We start from the raw sequence: 21,132 nt of genomic DNA, 5'->3' as shown, positions 1-21,132 counted from the left end.
CGGGCTGCCCGTGCGATGCGGCGAGGCGTGTGATCCGTGCAGGACTGGCAAGCACGCCGCGGCTTGAACGACCCTTCGGGCGAACATGAAACTATTCACCAAGGGTCTGCTGCTGATTGCAGTGCCGAGCGTGGTCGAGCTGGCGCTTCTGGGCGTCGTCTTCGATACCCAGGAGCAAACGGCGCAGGCCGCGCAATGGGTCAGCAACAGCAAGCAGATCCTTTATCAGTCGTCGGGCATTGTCGATCCGCTGCTGCGCCAGGCCGCGCGGGTCCGCACGGGCATGGTCGTCGGCGATCCGTCGTTTATCGACCGCCATACCGTCTGGGTCGATCTCGGCGACCGGCTTTCGAACCTCGAAACGCTGGTCGCCGATACGCCGCAACAGGCCGAACGCGTACACAAGATGCAACAGGCGATCGATGCGTATCGCGTGCAGGCCACGGCGATCGCGCAGGCGCTGCGCGCGGGGCACAGCGTGAACTCGTTTGCGGCGCGGGATACCGGCGCGCTCCCCGCGCAGATCGCACTGTTTCGCGACCAGCTCGCCGAGTTTGGCAGCGAGGCCTCGCGGCTCGACGCCGAGCGCTCCGCGGCGCTGGCACGACGCCACGAACGCCAGCAATACGCGCTGATCGCCGCCGTGTTGGGGTCGATGCTGATCTGGGCGGTTACCGCAGTGGTTTTTGCGCGCAGCATCGGCCGGCGCCTGGAAGTGTTGACGGGTAACGCCGAACGTCTGGGCCGCGGCTGGGAGCTGGCGGCGCCGCTGTCCGGCAGCGACGAAATTGCCGCGCTCGACGCGGTGCTGCACCAGACCGGCGCGCGCCTGCGCGAGGCCGAAGGCGAGCAGACCCTGCTGAAAGCGCGGCTCGAGGCGCGCGCGCAGGAACTGGCGGGTGTGAACGAGGAACTGCGCCAGGAGACGCAAGACAACGAAATGTTCATCTACAGCGTGTCGCACGATCTGCGCTCACCGCTGGTGAATCTGCAGGGTTTTTCGAAGGAATTGCAGGTGTCGTGCGACGAACTCGATAGCCTCGTCGAGACGGCGAATCTGCCGGAGCCGGAACACCGGCGTATGGTGCATATCCTTGACGGCGACGTGCGCGAGTCTTTGCAGTATCTGCGCACCGCGGTGACGCAGGCGGCGGCGATCATCGACGCGCTCCTGCGGATTTCGCGTGCCGGCCGGCTCGAATACCAGTGGCAGCGGGTGAGTGTCGGACGGGTGGTGGGGCGGGTGGTCGACGCGCTGCAGAGCGTGATTAGCCAGCGGGCGACGGTGGTCACCGTGCGCGAATTGCCGCCCGCATGGGGCGACCCCGGTGCGATCGAGCAGATTTTCAGCAACCTGGTCGGCAACGCACTCAATTATCTCGACCCGGCGCGCAATGGGCGCATCGAGATCGGTGCGCTGGAGCCGGAACCCGTCGACGAGACGGAGCCGCGCGCGGTACGCACGCGCACATATTATGTGCGTGACAATGGCCTCGGGATTCCGGCAGCGTATATGTCGAAGGTGTTCCGGGCGTTTCAGCGTTTGCACGTCGACGTCGCGCACGGAGACGGGGTGGGCCTTGCGGTGGTGCGGCGCATGGTGGAACGGCATGGCGGGCGCATCTGGGTCGAGTCCGCGGAAGGCGCGGGATCGACCTTTTTCGTCGTGTTGCCGGAGCAGCCTGCGCGCAATTGAGTCGGCGCAGGTTGGAGCAGGCATCAGGAGAAACTGTTGGGGATAGCTAAAAGCATGGTGCAAAAACGGATTGTCCGCACGGAGGGCATATGAATCACGGGGAAACGGTCAGTATCGTGCTGATCGAGGACGACGACGGCCACGCCACGCTGGTCGAGCGCAATCTGCGCCGTGCCGGGATTTCAAACGGTTTCGTGCGCTTTCGCGATGGTCAGCAGGCACTCGATTACTTCTTCGGCCCGGCGCCGGCGGACCCCGCGGCCAGTCCCTACCCGCCGCGCGAGGATTTGACGAATTTCGTCGTGCTGCTCGATCTGAAAATGCCACGTGTGGATGGCTTCGAGGTATTGCGGCGCCTGAAGGATTCGCCGCAAACAGCCGCGGTGCCCGTGATCGTGCTGACCACGACCGACGATCCGCGCGAAATCGAGCGCTGTTACGAACTCGGCTGCAATGTCTACATCACGAAGCCAGTCGAATACGACGCGTTCATCGAAGCCGTGCGCCGTCTCGGCTTCTTCCTGCAAGTGGTCAAGCTGCCGGTGGGCCATCGCATGGCGGCGCCTTGACGGCCGCTCCATGTGAAGGCGCGCCGAAAGCGGCTCATGACAAGATAGCGACACCAGACCAAGCCAAAGAAGACTCCGCATGACCGAAGAAGTGACCACGCAACCCGCCGCGTATGTGCTGGTCGTCGATGACGACGAAGGCATCTTGCGACTCGCGCGCAAGTCGCTCGAACGCGCCGGCTGCCGGGTTGCAATCTGCTCCGGTGTCGATATGGCCCGCGAGCGCCTTGCCGCCGGCACGCCCGACCTGCTGGTGCTGGATTACCAGCTGAGCGGGCCGGAAACCGGTCTCGACTTCTTTCGCCGCTTGCGGGCCGAAGGTGTGCGGATTCCCGCCATCCTCGTGACCGGTTTCACCGACGAATCCCGCGTGATTGAAGCGTTACGCGCGGGCGTGTCCGACGTGGTGCCGAAATCAGGCGACTACCTCGATTACCTGCCCGAGGCCGTGGAACGGGTGCTGTCCCAGGTGCGCCTGCAGAAGGCTTCGGCCGAAGCTTTGCTGCTGCGCGACCGCGAACAGCATTACCGGACCTTGTCGGAGGCCTTGCCGCACCTCGTGCTGACCTGCAACGCCGCGGGCGATTGCGATTTCCTGTCGAAGCAGTGGTTTGACTATACGGGCCTGTCGGAAAGCAGTTCGTACGGCCTTGCCTGGCTCGAAGCGGTGCATGCCGACGATCGTGAAGAAATTCGCCGTACCTGGCTCAAGGCCGTGACGGGCGGCGCCGGCGATTATCGGCACGAGCTGCGGATTCGTCGCCATGACGGCGAGTATCGCTGGTTCGACGTCCGTGCGGTTGCCATGCGCGACCCCGAGGGCAACATCAGCAAATGGTTCGGCAGCTGCACGGATATTCACCCGCAGCGCGAGGCGATCGAGGAGCGCGAACGGCTGCTTGCCTCGGAGCAGGCCGCCCGTCAGATCGCGGAAGAGGCCAATCGTGCGAAAGACCGTTTCCTCGCCATGCTGTCGCACGAATTGCGCACGCCGCTTACCCCTGTACTGGCGGGCGCCAGCGTGCTGGAGATGATTCCGGACCTGCCGGATCAGGCACGTGCGAGTGTGCGCATGATTCGTCGCAACATCGAACTCGAAGCGCGCCTGATCGACGACCTGCTCGATCTCACGCGCGTGGCGAACGGGAAGCTGCGTCTGTCGCTCGAAACCGTCGACGTGCATGAGGTGATGGACAGTGTGCTCGAACTCTTTCGCAGCGAGATCCAGGTCAAGCAGCAGGACGTACATGTCCACAAGAACGCAGAGCACCACTATGTGCTCGCCGACCGGGCGCGGCTGCAGCAGATGCTGTGGAATCTGATTCGCAACGCCGCCAAGTTCACGCCGGACGGCGGCCATATCTACGTCCGCACGCACGATGAACGCATGCACGTGCAGATCTCAGTCGAAGACACGGGTATCGGTATCGAGCCCGAGCAGATCGGCAAACTCTTCAACGCCTTCGAGCAAGGCAATCAGAACATGACGCGGCAATTCGGCGGCCTGGGCCTGGGTCTCGCGATCACCAAGGCGCTGACCGACGTGCATGGCGGCACGGTGATCGCACAGAGCCCGGGGCCCCACTGCGGCGCGACGTTCACGATCACGCTGCCGACTGCCGCCGCGCCCGCCGAAATAGCGCCTGTTGCAGCGCCTGACGAGGTGCGTCCTCCCGGCCTGCTGACTATCCTGCTGATCGAAGATCACGTGGATACCGCCGAGGTGATGGCCCAACTGATTCGCAGCCTCGGCCACGACGTGACCACGGTAGGGCGGGTGGACGATGCACTGGCCGCCACCCAGTCGCAAAGCTTCGATCTGGTGATCAGCGACGTCGGCTTGCCGGATGGCACCGGTCTCGATTTCGTCAAGGCGTTCCGCGAGCATTCGGATGTACCGGCGGTCGCGTTGACCGGCTTCGGCACCGACGAAGATGTGCGCCGGTGCCTGAGCGCAGGCTTTACTTCGCATCTGACCAAGCCTGTTAATTTCGGACAGCTCGAAACGATGATTGAAAGCGCGCTGAGCCTGAAGGCGGAAAAAGGCGAAGCGGACAAAAAGGACGCCTAGCGTGTTTGGCGAACCGACTGGGGCCGCGTAATTTGCGCGGGGCATGAAAAAGGCCTGTGGCGATCTTCTCGCGACAGGCCTTTTTTATATTCACCGGCTAATGCACCTGGGCGAATGTTTGAAGCGGGCGCCTTAACGCGGCGGCGCGTTCTTCAGCGAATCGCGGATCTCGCGCAGCAGCACGACGTCTTCCGGCGTCGGCGGCGGCTCAGCCGGCGCTGTATCAGCCGGCTTGCGCAGGTTGTTAATGAACTTGACCATCAGGAAGATGATGAACGCGAGAATCACGAAGTTGATGGCCACGGTAATGAACGAGCCATAACCGAACACCGCCACGCCTGCCGTCTGCAAGTCTTTATACGATTCGGGACTGCCTTTGAAGCTCGCGGGAATATCGCCGAGGCGAACGAACTTGTTGGAGAAATCGAGGCCGCCGGTGGCAACGCCGACAACCGGCATGATCAGGTCTTTAACAATTGAATTGACGATGGTGGAAAACGCGCCGCCGATAATCACCCCGACGGCCAGATCCATTACGTTGCCTTTAAGGGCAAATTCCTTGAATTCCTTAATCATGCTCATATACGTTCCTCCCAGAAGTCGATGGTCGAATCATACCAATCTGAGAGGGATAGGCTAGTCCCCCGGCGAGGAAAGAGCGGATTGCCTCTATTCTGGAAACTGTGACTGGCTATGGCGCGCCCGTTCGATATGCGCGGCAAAACTGACCGGGTCGGTATTGGTGCCGCACAGCAGCACGCCCACGCGCTTGCCTTGCAGCGTTTCGCGCAGCGGTCCGAGCAACCCCGCCGTAGCCGCGGCGCACGCGGGTTCCACGGCAAGCTTAAGCTGTCCGAACAAGGTCAGCATGGCCGCGCGCAACTGTTCGTCTGAGACGGTGACGAGCTGGTCGATATGGCGGCGGCACAACTCGTAGCTGTACTCCTCGGTGTGCGGCGACGCCAACGAATCGGCAATCGTGTGCATGTGGCCCATCTTGATCGTGTGATTGGCGGCAAAGCTCTTGCCCATCACGTCCGATCCTTCTGGCTCGACGCCGTACACGTGCACCCTGGGATTGGCGAGCCGCATGGCGGTGGCCACACCGGCGGCGAGACCGCCACCGCCGATCGGCACGATCACCGCTTCGAGGTCGGGCGTTTGCGTGGCCCATTCATAGCCGAGCGTGGCTGAGCCCAGCACGGTGCGATAACCATTGAACGGGTGTACGAAGTAACGGCCTTCCTCCGCCTCGATACGACGCACCAGTTCGAATGCCTCGGCAATGTTCTCCGCGAACACAATGTCGGCGCGATACTGCCGGCACAAGGCGACGCGGGCTGGATTGGCGGCGCGAAACAGCACGACCTTCGCGCTGATGCCAAGACGCATTGCCGCGTAAGCGACCGCTACCGCATGGTTGCCGCCCGAAACACAGGTCACGCCCGCGCTGCGTTGCGCTTCGTCGAGTGCGAGCAGGTTGGTGAACGCGCCACGCGCCTTGAAACTGCCGCCCGCCTGCAGCAACTCGAACTTGAAATTCACCACCGTACCTTCCAGCGACGGAAAGTCGAGCCGATCGAACACTGGCGTTCGCGTTACCCACGGCGTCAATGCAAAGTGCTGCGTGGCGATGTCGTCGAGTGTGGGGATCGGCTCACCGTCGATCGTATGGTCGGTGTGCTGCGGCGTGGCGGTTGACATGGCGTGGGTGTGTTTTTCCTCGATATGGCTAAGACTATTTTTGCCGGAGTCAGTTTCAGTGCGCGTGCGCCTCGACCGACATGCTGTGGATGAACTTTTGCAGGAAGCGCTCGCACGCCACAAGCTGATCCAGCGCCACGAATTCGTTGGCCTTGTGCGCCTGCTGGATGTCGCCGGGGCCGCACACAATGCTCGGAATACCCGCCAGCGAAAACAGCCCGGCTTCCGTGCCGTAGGCGACCTTGCGCTTGTCCTGGTCGGCGGTCAGCGCGCGCACGAGTTGCGTGATCGCAGCTTGTTCAGACGAATCGAGGCCCGGTGCCGCGGCGATTTTCGTGATCTCGATGGCGCCAGATGGATGCTCGCGCAACATTTTCGGCAGCAGCGTTTCGCGTGCATATTGATCGATGCGCGCGAAGATCGGCTCGGGGTCGAGCGTGGGCAGATTGCGGAATTCGAACTGGAATTTGCATTCGGCGGGCACCGTATTGATCGCATTGCCGCCGACGATCGTGCTGGTTTGCGCCGTGGTGAAGGGCACGTCATACAGTTCGTCGAATGGACCCTGCTCGCGGAACTGATCGGCCATATCGCGGATGTAGCAGATCAAACGCGCGGCGTATTCAATGGCATTCAGACCCTTCGGCGTCAGCGACGAATGCGCTGCCTGGCCGCGCACGCAGCACTGGTAGGCGTTGATGCCTTTGTGCGCCACGATCGGACGCATGCTGGTCGGCTCGCCGACGATGCAGCCGTCCGGCTTCACGCCGCGCTTCATCAGATCGGCAATCAGGAGCGGTGCGCCTACGCAACCCACTTCCTCGTCGAACGACAAGGCGAAGTGAATCGGTTTGGCGAGCTTTGTGCGCTGCATCTCGGGCAGGAGGGTGAGCGCCGCGCCGATGAAGCCTTTCATATCGCAGGTGCCGCGGCCGTACAGCTTGTCGCCGCGAATTTCCGGCTTGAACGGATCGCTATCCCACTGTTGACCGTCTACGGGTACGACGTCGGTATGGCCCGACAGCACCACACCGCCATTCGTTTCGCCGTTGTGCGCGGGAATCGTTGCGAACAGATTGGCCCATTTGCCGCTTTCGTCGTGAGTGAGCGTGGCTTCGATGCCGACCGCGCGCAATTCGTCGCGCACCGTTTCGATCAGGCCGAGGTTCGGATTGCGGCTCACTGTGTCCATCGACACGAGACGGGTGACCCAGGGAAGCGAGGCAGGCGAGGAGGAATTCGATGCAGAGGCGGGCGTTTGCGAGGACTGTGCTGATTCAGCGACGTGAGACATGACAAGACTCCAGCATTTGAGTCTTTCGATCATACCCAAAAAACTATCACCCGTATGCTGCGGTACGCGTTTGCGCACCGCAGCATGAGCGGAAAACCGGCACCTCAGCGCGCAACCGCCGTGGCCGTGTTGCCGCGGCTCGGCGTGCCGAGCGCGCGCAAGGTCTCCTTAACCGTCGCTACCCGCACGGCCAGATCCGGGCTGCGCGTTTCGATACGCAGCTTGTCCTGACCCGCGAGCTTGATGTGCTTGTGTTTCTGCACCATCTCGATGATCCGCATCGCGTCGATCGGCGGATTGGGGATGAACTGCAAGCCGATCACCGTTTCGCCCGCATCGATTTTCGAAATGCCCAAAGGCTTGGCCGCCAATCGCAGACGATGTGTCTCGACGAGCGCATGTGCTTGCGGCGGCAACTTGCCGAAGCGATCGATCAACTCTTCCTGGATGCCGTCGATCGAATCGTTGTGTTCGCAATTAGCGAGGCGCTTGTAGAGCGACAGGCGTTCCTGCACGTCGCCGCAATAGTCTGCCGGCAGAATCGCGGGCGCGTGCAGATTGATCTCGGTGGTCGCGGCGAGCGGCGCGGTGAGGTCCGGTTCCTTGCCTTCCTTGAGCGCCTTCACGGCGTCGTTCAGCATGTCGGTATAAAGCTGGAAGCCGATCTCCTGAATCTCGCCCGATTGCTTGTCGCCAAGCACTTCACCGGTGCCGCGAATCTCGAGGTCGTGCATCGCGAGATAGAAGCCCGAACCGAGTTCCTCCATCTGCTGGATTGCTTCAAGACGGCGCTGCGCCTGTTTGGTCAGTCCTTGCGGATCGTGCACCAGCAGATACGAGTACGCCTGGTGATGCGAACGGCCGACGCGGCCGCGCAGCTGATGCAATTGCGCGAGGCCGAACTTGTCGGCGCGATGAATCAGGATTGTGTTGGCGCTCGGTACGTCGATACCGGTTTCGATAATCGTTGTGCACAGCAGAACGTTCGCGCGCTGGGCAACGAAGTCGCGCATCACGCGCTCGAGTTCGCGTTCATGCATCTGTCCATGCGCGACGGCGATGCGTGCTTCGGGCACAAGCGCTTCGAGCATCTGCCGGCGATTCTCGATCGTCTCGACTTCGTTATGCAGAAAGTACACCTGGCCGCCGCGCTTCAGTTCGCGCAACATGGCTTCGCGAATCACGCTGTCTTCTTCGCGACGCACGAAGGTTTTGATCGCGAGGCGCTTTTGCGGCGCGGTGGCGATCACGGAGAAGTCGCGCAGGCCTTCGAGCGCCATGCCGAGCGTGCGCGGGATTGGCGTAGCCGTGAGCGTGAGCACATCGACTTCGGCGCGCAACGCTTTCAGCGCCTCTTTCTGACGCACGCCGAACCGGTGTTCCTCGTCGATGATCACGAGCCCCAGCCGCTTGAACTGCACATCCGAGGACAGCAGCTTGTGCGTGCCGATCACGATATCGACCGTGCCTTCGTTGATCTGCTGGATCGCCGCGTTGACTTCCTTGGTCGATTTGAAGCGCGACAATTCGGCGATGCGCACCGGCCAATCGGAGAATCGATCGCTGAAGGTTTGCGTGTGCTGCTCGGCGAGCAGCGTGGTGGGCGAGAGCAGCGCGACCTGCTTGCCGCCCATCACGGCGATAAATGCCGCGCGCAGGGCCACCTCGGTCTTGCCGAAGCCGACATCGCCGCACACGAGGCGGTCCATCGGTTTGCCGCTCGTCATATCGCCGATCACGGCGGCGATCGCCGCGGCCTGGTCCGGGGTTTCCTCGAAGCCGAAGCTCTCGGCGAACTTCACATAGTCTTTCGGTTCGAGCGCGAACGCATGACCCTCGCGCAGCGCGCGGCGGGCGTACAGGTTCAGCAGTTCTGCCGCGGTGTCGCGGATCTGCTGCGCGGCCTTGCGTTTGGCCTTTTCCCACTGGCCTGAGCCGAGCGAATGCAAGGGTGCGCTTTCCGGGTCCGCGCCGCTGTAGCGCGAGATCACGTGCAACTGCGCGACGGGTACGTAGAGCTTGCTGTCGGCCGCGTATTCGAGGTGCAGGAACTCGGTATCGCCTTCGCCGAGATCCATTGTGACGAGGCCCATATAGCGGCCGATGCCGTGCTGCGAATGCACCACCGGATCGCCGATCTTGAGCTCGGACAGATCGCGCACCATCGAGTCGACGTTACTCGCCTGTTCCTGACGGCGGCGTCCCGCGCGGCGCGCGAGCGGACCATAGAGCTCCGTCTCGGTGATGATCGCGATGCCGTCCGCGGGCACCGCAAAACCATTGGCCAGCGGGGCGACGCCAAGCGAGAAACGGGTGTCGCCCGCAAGCCAGCTCTGGAACGTGTCGCTCGATGCCGGTCTCAGATGATTGTCAGCGAGCAACTGCAACAGCGTTTCACGCCGGCCAGCCGATTCCGTGGCGAAGAGCACCCGGTTTGGCGTGGTGTCCAGATAGGCGCGCAGGGCCGCAACCGGGTCTTCCGCGTGACGGTCGATCGCAAGATTCGGCAGCGGAGTCGACCAGCCGCCGCCCGCATTGGCCGGCAGGACGAGTCGCGCGAACGGCTTGGCGAACGTGAAAAAATCTTCGTCTGAGAGAAACAGGCGCTGCGGTTCCAGAATCGGCCGGTCGCGATCGTGCGACAGGAAGTTGAAGCGCTGTTTGGTGTCGTTGGTGAAACGCTTGATCGCCGCGTCCAGATCGCCGACAAACGCCAGTTGCGCACCTTCGGGCAGATAGTGGAAGAGCGTCGCCGTTTCGTCGAAGAAGAGCGGCAGATAGTATTCGATGCCCGCTGAGGGCACGCTGTTGCCGATATCCTTATAAATCGACGCGCGACTCGGATCGCCCTCGAAAGTCTCGCGCCAGCGGCTGCGAAAGGCGGTGCGGGCGGCCTCGTCGAAGGGGAATTCGCGGCCGGGCAGCAGGCGCACGTCTTTCACCGGATAAAGGCTGCGTTGCGTATCCGGGTCGAATGCACGGATCGAGTCGACCTGGTCGTCGAACAGGTCGATCCGGTACGGCAGCGGCGAGCCCATCGGAAAGAGGTCGAGCAGCGAGCCGCGTACGCAGTATTCGCCGGGACGCACGACCTGGCTTACGTGCTCGTAGCCGGCCAGCGTCAATTGCCCCTTGAGCCTGGCTTCGTCGAGGCGCTCGCCTTGCGAGAACGAGAACGTGTAGCCCGCCATGAACGAGGCGGGCGGCATCCGGTACAAGGCGGTGGTGGCCGGCACCAGCAGGATGTCGCAGCGGCCTTCGCCGAGATCGTGCAGGGTGGCGAGGCGCTCGGAGACCAGATCCTGGTGGGGCGAAAAGGTATCGTAAGGCAGCGTTTCCCAGTCGGGCAGCAAACGCACACGTGCTTCGGGCGCGAAAAAGCCGATTTCCTGCGCCAGCCGTTGCGCGTCGACCGCGCTTTCGCAGACGACCGCGAGAAGCGGCACCTTCTCGCGGTAGGCGAGATGGTAGCGGGCGATCAGCAGCGCGTCGGACGAGCCGTGCGTGCCGTCGAAGGCAAAACGCTGGCCGGTCTTGACGAGCGCGACGGGCGGGGAGGACTGCAATGATGCGGCGATGTCTGGCATAGAAGGGAAAAGACGGCCTCGGGCTCACACGTGATCGGCAAGTTTACGCGTGTCGGGGCGTAGATGCGAAGGACCTATTATAAAATCCGTCGTTTACTTTCACTTCGCGGCATCCGCACTCGTGACTTCCCGTCTATTTGCCCTGATTCCGTGCGCTGGCACCGGCAGCCGTTCCGGCGCCGCGATGCCCAAACAATATCGCACTGTCGCCGGCCGCGACATGTTGCACTACTCGCTGGCGGCTTTCGACGCCTGCAGCGAGTTTGCGCAAACCCTTGTCGTGATTGCCCCCGACGACCAGCACTTCGACGCCCGCCGCTTCAGCGGCTTGCGTTTCGCCGTGCGCCGCAGCGGCGGGGCGTCGCGCCAGGCATCGGTGCTGAACGGCTTGCACGCGCTGGCCGAGTTCGGTGCGCATGACGACGACTGGGTGCTGGTGCACGACGCGGCGCGGCCCGGCATTACGCCGGGCTTGATCCGCACGCTGATCGCCGCGCTGAAGGACGACGCGGTGGGGGGCATCATGGCTTTGCCCGTTGCGGACACCTTGAAACGGATCGAGGCAGGTTCGTCCGACGGGCGGATTGCCCGAACCGAAGCGCGCGACGGCCTGTGGCAGGCGCAAACGCCGCAGATGTTCCGTATCGGCATGTTGCGTGAGGCGATTTTGCGCGCGCAGGCGGATGGCCACGATCTGACCGACGAAGCGAGCGCGATCGAGTGGCTGGGGCACGCGCCCAGGTTGGTGCAGGGGAGCTTGCGTAACTTCAAGGTCACGTATCCGGAAGACTTCGATCTGGCCGAGGCGATTCTGTGCCGGCCGGTTTCGACTTCCTGACTGGGTAGATCAAATTTAAACGAACAGGCTTGAGGACTTGACGCATATGGATTTCAGAATTGGACAGGGTTACGACGTGCATGCGCTGGTGCCGGGGCGTCCATTGATTATCGGCGGCGTGACGATTCCCTATGAGCGCGGGCTGCTCGGGCATTCAGATGCGGATGTGCTGCTGCATGCGATTACCGATGCTATTTTTGGCGCGGCCGCGATGGGGGATATCGGGCGGCATTTCTCTGATACCGATGCGAGGTTCGCTGGCGCGGATAGCCGGGTTTTGTTGCGCGAGTGTTTTGCTCGGGTGACGGCGGCTGGGTTTTCTATTGCTAATGTGGATAGCAGCGTGGTTGCTCAGGCGCCTAAGCTTGCGCCTCATATTGAAGGGATGCGGGCTAATATTGCCGCTGATCTTAACCTGCCGGTTGAGCGGGTTAATGTTAAGGCTAAGACTAATGAGAAGTTGGGGTATCTTGGCCGTGGGGAAGGGATTGAAGCGCAGGCTGCGGTTTTGTTGATCAGGAATTGATGGTTTTTTTGCCTGGTCGGCGGGGTTTTTGTTGGTACATTTGTGGTTTTGGCCTTTCCTTGTTTTGTTAGTGGTTTATTAGTGTTGCCCCTGTGCGGGGCGGCACTTACTTTCTTTGCCGCCGCAAAGAAGGATAAGCAAAGAAAGCGGCTTACACCGCCAGCTCATAAGCGGGGCCCCCGCGCAGCCACGGTAGTGGTGCATCTGGAATCCGTGTTCTCGCACATTCGGCGCTAGTGACAAGGGCGTCATTCTTCCGGCGGCGCTGCGCGCGCCGAAGCGCAATTCGAAAACCACCGGCTGCGTTTTGCGGTTCTGCCAGACTTGATTCGGCCGAATATCTTTGGTGTGTCAGGGCCTTGGCCTTAATTAAAGGCTCCGTCTTTTGGCATTTTCTATTGGCTATCTATACAAAAGCCCGCTGCTTTTTTGACAACGGGCTGTTGCCGCACGGCTCACGACCTTGTGTCGCCAACCGCACGATTGCAAGGACACTCTTCGCCCGTTTGCAGTGCGTCGAGAAGACGTAGCACCTCTTCCGGGTTGCGGCCGACATTCAGGTTGTTCACCGAAACGTGTTGAATCGTATTGTCCGGATCGACAATGAACGTGGCACGCAGCGCCACGCCAGCTTCCTTGTCGCGCACGCCGAGCTGGTCGATCAACTCGCCCTTCACGTCGCCAAACGAATAGTGATTCAGCCTGTTCAGGTCTTCGTGCTCCCGGCGCCATGCCAGTTTGACGAATTCGTTGTCCACGCTGCCGCCAAGCAGCACCGCGTCGCGCTCTTCGAAATCCCGGGCCAGCTTGGCAAATTCGATGATTTCCGTCGGGCACACAAACGTGAAATCCTTCGGGTAGAAATAGATAACCTTCCACTTGCCCGGAAACGACTGTTCGGTAATCTCTTCGAACGCCGACACGCCGTTTTCTTCATGATGGTTGAAACCGGGCTTGGCTGCAGTAACAGTGAACGCTTCGAGTTTATCGCCGACGGTCTTCATGCGAATGCTCCTTCGTGTGATGGAAAAACTACTTCTTGAGTCTCGACGCCATCGGCCCGTCGCTACGAATACGTTACATGTTTTTCTTTGACTCTATGGAGTCATGGTTTTGATAGTTTTTTGGTATTCTGAATGGCTGCTATTCAATAATCCGGTCGACCGGCGTATGGGGGCAGTGTGCCTTGCACTCAAGCGCCCTTTGCCAGCGGAAACTCGATCGTGACTTCGAGACCCGGACCCGGCGTGCGATTGCGCAGGCGCAACGCGCCCCGATAGCGGCCCACCAGGCGCTGCACAATCGCCATGCCGAGGCCTGTGCCGTTTGCCTGGGTACGTGCTGAGTTCACGCGATAGAACGGTCGCGTGACAAGGGCCAGTTGGTCTTCGGGAATGCCGGGGCCTTCGTCGACCACGGACAACTCGACCCGTGAATGCGACACGCGTGTCTCCAGAATCACATGCGGGATACCGTCGCCATCGCTCAAGCCGTACTTGCGCGCGTTCTCCAGCAGATTGCCCACCACGCGGCGCATGTCGGTTTCGTCCGCCTCGATGACCGCCGAGGGCGCGAGGCGCGTGATCAGGCGCATGCTGTCTTCGCTCTGCATCCGCGCCGCTAGTTCGCCGGCGATCACGGAAAGATCGACGGGTTCCGGCACCCGCTGCACCGGACGGGCGTAATCGAGGAACCGGCCGATGATCATGTCCATCTGCTCGATGTCGTCGACCATCGCGTCCTTAGTGGCCTGGTCGGAGGGGCTCATTTCGGTTTCGAGCCGCAACCGCGCGAGCGGGGTGCGCAGATCGTGAGAGATACCCGCGAGCATGAGCGCGCGGTCGGCTTCGAGCTGTTCGAGGTCCTGGACCATCTGGTTGAAACTGCGATTCGTCTCGGCGGCCACGCCCATGCCGCGCTCGGGCAGCGGCTCCGGCGACTGACCTGAGCCGACCTTGCGCGCAGCCATGGCGAGCCGGGCGAACGGACGGTTTACGAGACTGGTGATGAAGGCCGCGCCGAACAGCGACAGCGCCAGCGCAAAGACCCCCCAGCCTGCCCACTGCAGGCCCGTCGCGTTGTCCAGTTGATCGCGGTCGAGCGCCACCCAGTAGTCGTCGTCGTCGATCTTGAAGCTGATCCAGACGCCTGGAATGTCGTTGACGCTCTGTGCAATGACCGTGTCGTCGCCGAGGCGGCCGCGAATGTCGTGTTCGATCAGCCGGTTGAGCGACTCGTCAGGCTGGAGTTTGTACTTGTCGGTGGTTTCGCGCGGATACACGCGCACCCCTTCATTGCTCTCCAGATCCTGCAGCAGGGCGCGCCGCAGGTCGGGATCGGAATAGAGGAGTGCGGTGCGCGTGAGCTTGACGATGGCAACCAGTTGCAAAGCCACGCGCTGCGCGCGCGGCTCGCGTTCGATCACCCGAAAGCTCTGGAACCACGCGGCGAGACTGACTGCGATCAACAGCGCGATCAACAGAAAGGTCCGCCAGAAAAGGCCGCCGAACGCGAGCGTCAGGAGGCGCCGGTCGATCCGCATGGGCCCTTCTTATTAGAAATCAAAAACGAGAGGTGAGAGCAAACTCAGGCTGCACCGTCAGGAATGAACACGTAGCCGAGGCCCCAGACGGTCTGAATGAAACGCGGGCTGCCTGGATCCGGTTCGATCAGCTTGCGCAGACGCGAAATCTGCACGTCGAGACTGCGGTCGAAGACTTCATATTCACGGCCGCGTGCCAGTTCCATCAGCTTTTCGCGCGACAGAGGCTGGCGCGGATGGCGCGCAAACACCTTCAGCACCGAGAACTCACCCGTGGTCAGCGGAATTTCCTGGCCGGCCTTGGTGAGCGTGCGGGTGGCGAGATTCAGCGCGAATTCCCCGAACTCGAAGACTTCGGTGGTTTCGGACGGCGCACCCGGCAGCTCCGACGGCGATTGCCGGCGCAGCACCGCATGAATCCGCGCGACCAGTTCGCGCGGGTTGAACGGCTTGGGCAGATAGTCGTCAGCGCCCATTTCGAGCCCGACGATACGATCGACGTCTTCACCCTTGGCCGTCAGCATGATGATCGGCGTGCGGTCGTTGCTGCCACGCAGGCGGCGGCAGATCGACAGGCCGTCCTCGCCGGGCAGCATCAGATCGAGCACCAGCAAGTCGAAGCGCTCACGCACCCACAGCTTGTTCATGGACGGCGCGTTCTCGGCAACGTAGACATTGAAGCCCTGTTCACCGAGGTAGCGGCGCAGCAGATCGCGCAGGCGCGGATCGTCGTCGACGACGAGGATTTTCGAAGGGTTTTTGGTTTCCATGGTCGGCATCTTAGCGCGATTAGAAAGTGGTGCGCGGTTGCATCGTTTACCGGGTTACAGTCAGTTACAAAATTTACCCGCACTGTGGCACGACGTAAAGCATCGGCAGGTAGACTCCTTTACTGAATGCGGCTGTTCGGTGGATACTTCACTCGACTAAAACTCTCGCACCCGGCTCGCTACCGGGGTTTGTATACGCATTTGAGGTAGCCGGTTGCCGCGCCACGAAGGGAACAACATGAAGGGAGGGGTTTGGCCGAATGTGCGCCTAAGCGTAATTGCACTGGCGGTAGCCGGGACGCTTGCAGGCACACTGGGACCAACGCTCGCCCACGCCCAGCCTTCGGCCGACAGAGCTGCGAGCGAACGCGTGCCCAAGTCGGCTAACGCCAGGGCGAATCGCTACAGCCCCGGCCACAACCCCAACAGCGAGCGCCCTGCGTCAGACGCCATGATGCGCACCGCAGTTCCCCCCGATCTTGATCAGCGCCGTCGTGATGGCCATATGACGCCCGACGAACGTCGCCTGTTGCGCCAGCATATCGAAGACGCTGTCCGCGAACTCTACAAACGCTAGCTATTTCCGTGCCCGCTCTGGGCGCGCTCGCCGCGTTTTCACCGCGTGTGAAAGATTTCGTTGCACTTCCCCCGTCAACTTTCCCGTTCCATCTGCCGTTGAGTTGCCAGAGCACAGCGCGTTTTTGCCTGCGCGAATGCCTTTTCGTGATGCCCCCGCAACCGGATCAACCGGATGATCGATGATGAATCTGCTGACAGGCGGTAAGGGTAGAAGCTGGCTGGCGGTCACTGCTACCGCGCTCGCGGCCGTGACGTGGTGCGCGCCGGCGGCAGCCGTGCAGCAAGGCACCGCTCATATTCCCCACAACAAGCATCGGGCAGCGTCCGCAGCGTCTGCTGTTGCCCCGGCCGAGCAGGACGTTCTCGACGCCGACGATGCCCGCTTCTTCCTGACGCGTATCGGTTTCGCGCCGGATAGCGGCGAACTCGCTCAATACGTCGGACTCACGCGCGAACAGGCCGTCGACAAAGTACTGGCGGCAGTCCGGACCGAAGCCGTGACACCTCTGCCGGAGTGGGTGCTCGAGCCGATCCCGACACGCGACATCCGCAAGACGTGGACGGACGATCAACGCCGCGACGAGCAGCGGCAGCGCGGCCAGCGTTACGAAATATTACGTGCATGGTGGGTGCGCGAAATGTTGAGCACGCCATCACCGCTGACCGAGCGCATGACGCTGTTCTGGCATAACCACTTCACGTCGGGGCAGGACAAGGTCGGGTATCCGCAGGAAATGGCGCAGCAGAACATGCTGTTGCGCCGCGACGCGCTCGGCAATTTCGGCGAACTGCTGCACGACGTCGCGAAAGATCCGGCGATGCTGCAATACCTCGACGGCGCGAGCAATCGCAAGGGCAAACCCAACGAAAACTTCGCGCGTGAAGTGATGGAGCTGTTCACGCTCGGCGAAGGGCATTACACGCAGCGCGACGTATCGGAAGCTGCGCGTGCCTACACGGGGTGGAGCCTCGATCCCGACACGCAGGCTTACGTGTGGCGCGCCAACCTGCACGACGACGGTAACAAGACCGTACTCGGTCAGACCGGCCCGTTCGACGGCGACCAGGTGCTCGATATTCTCCTCGCCCGGCCTGAAACCGCGACGTTCGTCACGACCAAGCTGTGGCGCGAGTTCGTCTCCGACACGCCGGACGCCGCCCGCATCGCACCGATCGCAGCGCAGTTCCGCGCCAGTCACTACGATATCAAGGTCGCGCTGCGCGGCCTCTTCATGAGCGACGCGTTCTGGGACGACGGCGACCGCGGCGTCCTCGTGAAATCGCCGGCGGAGTTCGTCGTTGGGACACTGCGTGCGTTCGATATCGGCTACGACAATACGGCGCCGTTCGCCGCGGAGATCCGCACGCTCGGCGAGAACCTGTTCTATCCGCCGAACGTCAAAGGGTGGCCGGGCGGCACGATATGGATCAATAGTTCGACGCTGCTTGCGCGCAAACAATTCGTCGAGCAACTGTTTCGCGCAACCGAAACGGCCGGTCCGCGGCGCACGAACAATCCGATGAACGCGAAGATCGCGTCGAGCGGGACACCCGGCACGATGCAAGGGAATCCGCCAATGCAGCGCGCCATGGCGCGAGTCGGCCAGACCGGCCAAGGTGGCGTACGCTTTGACATCGACACGTGGCTCGCGCAATACAACGCCGCGCCGACCGCGAAGCCGGGGCTCTCGGTGGAGCTTCAACTGCAGCACGCGGTCCTGCCGCTCACGCCGGTCGACGCGATCGCCACCGATTCAACCGCCAGCGCGTATCTGGAGGCGTTGCTGATGGACCCGGCTTATCAGTTGAAGTGAGCAATGAGGTTGTTCGCCGACGCAGGCAACCGCGGCAGGCGACGGAATTGAGCCGATCACCCGTTTAACCCGGATCGGTCACGAGAATAAACGGTCAGTCGACGGCGGCACGACACGCGCCATGACAATCGAACGAGGTGCAGGATGAAACGACGCAGCTTTCTCTCGATGGGCGCAGCCGCGGGCGCGACGCTCTGGTTGCCCCGCGCGTTCGGTGCGCAGGCGGCAACGCCCGGCGGTTCAGCGAACCGCGGCTACGGCAACCTGCTGATCCTCGTCGAGTTGAAAGGCGGGAACGACGGTTTGAATACCGTGATTCCGTTTGCCGATCCCACTTACTATCAGCTGCGTAAAAACATCGGCATCAAACGCGAGCAGGTGATTCAGCTCGACGAGCGCACCGCGCTGCATCCCTCGCTGCAAGCGCTGATGCCGCTTTGGCAGAGCCGGCAACTGGCGATCGTGCAGGGCGTGAGCTACGCGCAACCGAATCTGTCGCATTTCCGCTCGATCGAAATCTGGGACACCGCGTCGCGTTCGGACCAATACCTGCGCGAGGGCTGGCTCACACGTGCATTCGCGCAGACGCCGGTGCCCGCCGGTTTTGCCGCCGACGGCGTGGTGATCGGCAGCGCCGAAATGGGGCCGCTCGCCAACGGCGCGCGCGCGATCGCGCTGGTCAATCCTGCGCAATTCGTCAAGGCTTCGCGCCTCGCCACACCGGTGTCGCTGCACGAGCGCAATCCGGAGCTGGCGCATATTCTCGACGTCGAGAACGACATCGTGAAAGCCGCCGACCGCCTGCGTCCCACGCAAGGTCAGGCACAGTTGAAGACCGTGTTTCCCGGTGGCGCCTTCGGCAGTTCGATCAAGACGGCAATGCAGGTGCTCGCTGCCGGCGATACGCCGCAAGGACAGCCGCGTAACGGGCAGGGCGTCGCGGTGATCCGCCTGACGCTCAACGGCTTCGATACGCACCAGAACCAGCCTGGTCAGCAGGCGGCGCTGCTTAAGCAACTGGCCGACGGGTTCGCGTCGATGAAATCAGCGCTGCTGGAACTCGGCCGCTGGGATGAGACGCTGGTGATGACCTACGCCGAGTTTGGCCGGCGCCCGCGCGAGAATCAGAGCAACGGCACGGACCACGGCACGGTGGCGCCGCATTTCGTGATGGGCGGGCGAGTGCGGGGCGGTTTGTATGGCGTGCCGCCGGTGCTTGCGCGGCTCGACGGCAACGGCAACTTGCCGGTCGGCGTCGATTTCCAGCAACTTTATGCAACCGTGCTCGGGCCGTGGTGGGGGCTCGACGCCTCCGCAATCCTGCAGCAGCGGTTCGAGCCTTTGCCGTTACTGCGGGCCTGACAGTGAACGGCGTGGCCTTCCCGGCATAAGGCGGCGGTCGGGCATGCGAGACCCAATACAAGCCGCACGAAAAACAAAAAACCCCGCCAGTCCAATGACTAACGGGGTTCTTTGCTACATATAGTTGGTGCGAGGGAGGGGACTCGAACCCCTACACCCTTGCGGGCGTCAGGACCTAAACCTGGTGCGTCTACCAATTTCGCCACCCTCGCAGCCGGGCAAAGCGCTATGCGTTCTGCCCGATGTCCTGCATGCTCACAAGCGCGGCAAAATCCGCGCCCGAAAGCGTAAGCGCGAGATTCTAACCGATTGATTCGCGCTTGTCTGCATTTGCTCACGCATCTGCTCCAGGGGCGTCGATGCTACAATTTTTGGCTAAACGCACGTACACCGTGCCCTCTACGCTGGCCCTTCCCCACATTCCAATCCCGTGAATTTCGACGAATATTGCCAGCAGAAAGCGGCGCCGCCCGGCTCAAGCACTTACTATGCGCTTCGGCAGGCGCCCGCGGCAAGCCAACCGCTCCTCACGGCGCTGTTCGCGCTGCGCCGCGAATTCGAGGAAACAGTAAAAGAAACCAGCGATCCGGCGATCGGCCGCACCAAACTCGCGTGGTGGCAAAACGAGATCGCCGCGCTCGCTTCGGGCTCGCCATCGCATCCGGTTTCAAAAGCACTGGCGGCTTATCTGCCCGACGTGCAGGCCACGTACCCGGCGTTGCAGACCTTGCTCTCCGGCTTCGAAATGGATCTCGACCAGGCGCGCTATCTCGACTACCCGAATCTGCGGCGCTACGTGCAAGGCGTGGGCGGTACCTTCGCATCGCTGGTCGCGCGCGCGACGGCGAACGACAGCGCGCAGGCATCGAGCTGGGCCGCCCCGCTCGGTGAGGCGCTCCAGCTTGCGCAGTTCGTCGTCGAAACCGGTAACGATGCGCGTCACGGCCGCATCTATATTCCGATCGATGAAATGCAGCGCTTTAACGTCACCGCCGCGGATCTGATTAATCGGAAGTATTCCGATGCGTTTACCGAGTTGATGCGCTTCGAAACCAAACGGGCCCGTGACGCGTTGCATGCCGCGCTCGCCGCCATGCCCGCGAACGAACGTCGCTCGCAACGCACGCTGGTCGCGCAGGCGGCACTCGCTCTGGCGCTGCTGGACGAAATCGAACGCGACGGCTATCACGTGCTGCATCAACGCATCGCGTTGACGCCGATCCGCAAACTCTGGATCGCCTGGCGCGCCAGATAAGGGAACCAGATAAGCGGACGAGCGGTTCAGGCGAACGGCGGCGTTGAGGTGCTCAGGCGTCCGGCGCGGGCGCTGCCTGTTCCGCTTGCATGCCGGGCAACTCGGCTTGTGCGGCGCCTTCGAGAAAGCGGCGGGTTGATTCGAACGCCTGCAGCATCTGATCGGGCCACGGCGTTTGCAGCATGACCGCCTGGTGGTTTTCGAACGCCGACGACAACAGTTTTACCAGTTCGGGCGAGCGCAGATGGCGCAGCAGCACGCTGACGGCAATCGCCGTTGCCTGGCTCGCGCCGGCGGTTTGAAGTTCTGAGGCGGTGAGGGCCGCTACCTGTTTGTTGATGTCCACTGAAGCTTCCCTGGATGAAATGGGGTGATCGAAGGCCGCTTGGCCGAACCCGAATTTTGACATGGTTGGCGGGCTGCCGCGAACGCGCCCGCACGTATCGCCGACAACCCCCGGATTAATCCTGCGAAAATGAACAGCGCAAAGTCAGTAGAAAACAAAATGCATCGATGAATAAGTTT

Annotated in this window: 17 protein-coding genes and 1 tRNA gene; 9 read left to right on the top strand and 9 right to left on the bottom strand. The window is 62.1% G+C overall.

Annotation, left to right across the window (positions count from 1 at the left end; genetic code table 11):
- The first annotated feature begins 85 nt into the window (after positions 1-85).
- From BCY88_RS35030 to BCY88_RS35020, 3 genes are all read left to right on the top strand, one after another.
- Positions 86-1,696 (top strand): sensor histidine kinase, encoded by a 1,611-nt coding sequence (locus BCY88_RS35030; protein ID WP_120348663.1) that lies wholly within the window; start codon positions 86-88, stop codon positions 1,694-1,696.
- A gap of 89 nt (positions 1,697-1,785) precedes the next feature.
- Positions 1,786-2,265, top strand: coding sequence for a response regulator (locus BCY88_RS35025; protein WP_120348662.1), 480 nt, complete (start codon positions 1,786-1,788; stop codon positions 2,263-2,265).
- Positions 2,266-2,344: 79 nt separating this feature from the next.
- Complete coding sequence (locus BCY88_RS35020; protein ID WP_120348661.1) at positions 2,345-4,336, top strand: hybrid sensor histidine kinase/response regulator; 1,992 nt, start codon at positions 2,345-2,347, stop codon at positions 4,334-4,336.
- Between the two features lie 132 nt (positions 4,337-4,468).
- Here BCY88_RS35020 and mscL read toward each other — a convergent pair whose 3' ends face one another.
- From mscL to mfd, 4 genes are all read right to left on the bottom strand, one after another.
- The gene (mscL, locus tag BCY88_RS35015) at positions 4,469-4,918 is read right to left on the bottom strand and encodes a large conductance mechanosensitive channel protein MscL (protein ID WP_120348660.1); all 450 of its coding nucleotides are present in this window, start codon (positions 4,916-4,918) and stop codon (positions 4,469-4,471) included.
- Positions 4,919-5,005: 87 nt separating this feature from the next.
- A complete protein-coding gene (locus BCY88_RS35010; RefSeq protein ID WP_120348659.1) occupies positions 5,006-6,040 on the bottom strand; it encodes a threonine/serine dehydratase family protein in 1,035 nt (344 codons plus the stop codon).
- Positions 6,041-6,095: 55 nt separating this feature from the next.
- Positions 6,096-7,334, bottom strand: a complete 1,239-nt coding sequence (argE, locus tag BCY88_RS35005) for an acetylornithine deacetylase (RefSeq protein ID WP_120348658.1) — start codon at positions 7,332-7,334, stop codon at positions 6,096-6,098.
- Between the two features lie 104 nt (positions 7,335-7,438).
- Positions 7,439-10,921, bottom strand: a complete 3,483-nt coding sequence (gene mfd, locus BCY88_RS35000) for a transcription-repair coupling factor (RefSeq protein ID WP_120348657.1) — start codon at positions 10,919-10,921, stop codon at positions 7,439-7,441.
- A gap of 121 nt (positions 10,922-11,042) precedes the next feature.
- Between mfd and ispD the strand changes: the two genes are divergently transcribed.
- Together ispD and ispF are read left to right on the top strand one after the other, a co-directional pair.
- Positions 11,043-11,759, top strand: coding sequence for a 2-C-methyl-D-erythritol 4-phosphate cytidylyltransferase (gene ispD / locus BCY88_RS34995; RefSeq protein ID WP_120348656.1), 717 nt, complete (start codon positions 11,043-11,045; stop codon positions 11,757-11,759).
- Positions 11,760-11,805: 46 nt separating this feature from the next.
- Positions 11,806-12,285: a 2-C-methyl-D-erythritol 2,4-cyclodiphosphate synthase gene (gene ispF / locus BCY88_RS34990; protein WP_120348655.1), complete on the top strand. Its 480-nt coding sequence runs from the start codon at positions 11,806-11,808 to the stop codon at positions 12,283-12,285.
- A 455-nt stretch (positions 12,286-12,740) separates the two neighbouring features.
- Here the strand turns inward: ispF and BCY88_RS34985 are convergent, their stop codons facing one another.
- From BCY88_RS34985 to ompR, 3 genes are all read right to left on the bottom strand, one after another.
- Positions 12,741-13,289 (bottom strand): peroxiredoxin, encoded by a 549-nt coding sequence (locus tag BCY88_RS34985; RefSeq protein WP_120348654.1) that lies wholly within the window; start codon positions 13,287-13,289, stop codon positions 12,741-12,743.
- A gap of 188 nt (positions 13,290-13,477) precedes the next feature.
- Positions 13,478-14,827: an ATP-binding protein gene (locus BCY88_RS34980; protein ID WP_054039512.1), complete on the bottom strand. Its 1,350-nt coding sequence runs from the start codon at positions 14,825-14,827 to the stop codon at positions 13,478-13,480.
- A gap of 44 nt (positions 14,828-14,871) precedes the next feature.
- The gene (ompR, locus tag BCY88_RS34975) at positions 14,872-15,606 is read right to left on the bottom strand and encodes an osmolarity response regulator transcription factor OmpR (protein WP_006048917.1); all 735 of its coding nucleotides are present in this window, start codon (positions 15,604-15,606) and stop codon (positions 14,872-14,874) included.
- 229 nt (positions 15,607-15,835) lie between these two features.
- Here ompR and BCY88_RS40595 point away from each other — a divergent pair, with 229 nt between their 5' ends.
- From BCY88_RS40595 to BCY88_RS34960, 3 genes are all read left to right on the top strand, one after another.
- Entirely contained in the window at positions 15,836-16,174 is a 339-nt protein-coding gene (locus BCY88_RS40595) for a hypothetical protein (RefSeq protein WP_120348653.1), read from the top strand.
- Positions 16,175-16,355: 181 nt separating this feature from the next.
- Positions 16,356-17,990 (top strand): DUF1800 domain-containing protein, encoded by a 1,635-nt coding sequence (locus tag BCY88_RS34965; protein WP_120348652.1) that lies wholly within the window; start codon positions 16,356-16,358, stop codon positions 17,988-17,990.
- A gap of 144 nt (positions 17,991-18,134) precedes the next feature.
- Entirely contained in the window at positions 18,135-19,352 is a 1,218-nt protein-coding gene (locus BCY88_RS34960) for a DUF1501 domain-containing protein (RefSeq protein ID WP_120348651.1), read from the top strand.
- A 125-nt stretch (positions 19,353-19,477) separates the two neighbouring features.
- On the opposite strand, the gene BCY88_RS34955 is transcribed toward BCY88_RS34960, so the two are convergent.
- Positions 19,478-19,564: transfer RNA gene (locus BCY88_RS34955), tRNA-Leu, on the bottom strand.
- Positions 19,565-19,782: 218 nt separating this feature from the next.
- On the opposite strand from BCY88_RS34955, the gene hpnD reads away from it, so the two are divergent.
- Positions 19,783-20,607 (top strand): presqualene diphosphate synthase HpnD, encoded by an 825-nt coding sequence (gene hpnD, locus BCY88_RS34950; protein ID WP_120348650.1) that lies wholly within the window; start codon positions 19,783-19,785, stop codon positions 20,605-20,607.
- 52 nt (positions 20,608-20,659) lie between these two features.
- Here hpnD and BCY88_RS34945 read toward each other — a convergent pair whose 3' ends face one another.
- Positions 20,660-20,953 carry a hypothetical protein gene (locus tag BCY88_RS34945; RefSeq protein ID WP_120348724.1) on the bottom strand — a complete coding sequence of 98 codons (294 nt, stop codon included), beginning with the start codon at positions 20,951-20,953 and terminating at the stop codon, positions 20,660-20,662.
- Positions 20,954-21,132 lie beyond the last annotated feature (179 nt).

The organism is Paraburkholderia fungorum (assembly GCF_003610895.1).
Classification (GTDB): Bacteria; Pseudomonadota; Gammaproteobacteria; order Burkholderiales; family Burkholderiaceae; genus Paraburkholderia; species Paraburkholderia fungorum_B.
The sequence above is the reverse complement of the archived record's forward strand: the minus strand, read 5'-3'. Positions and strand labels throughout refer to the sequence as shown.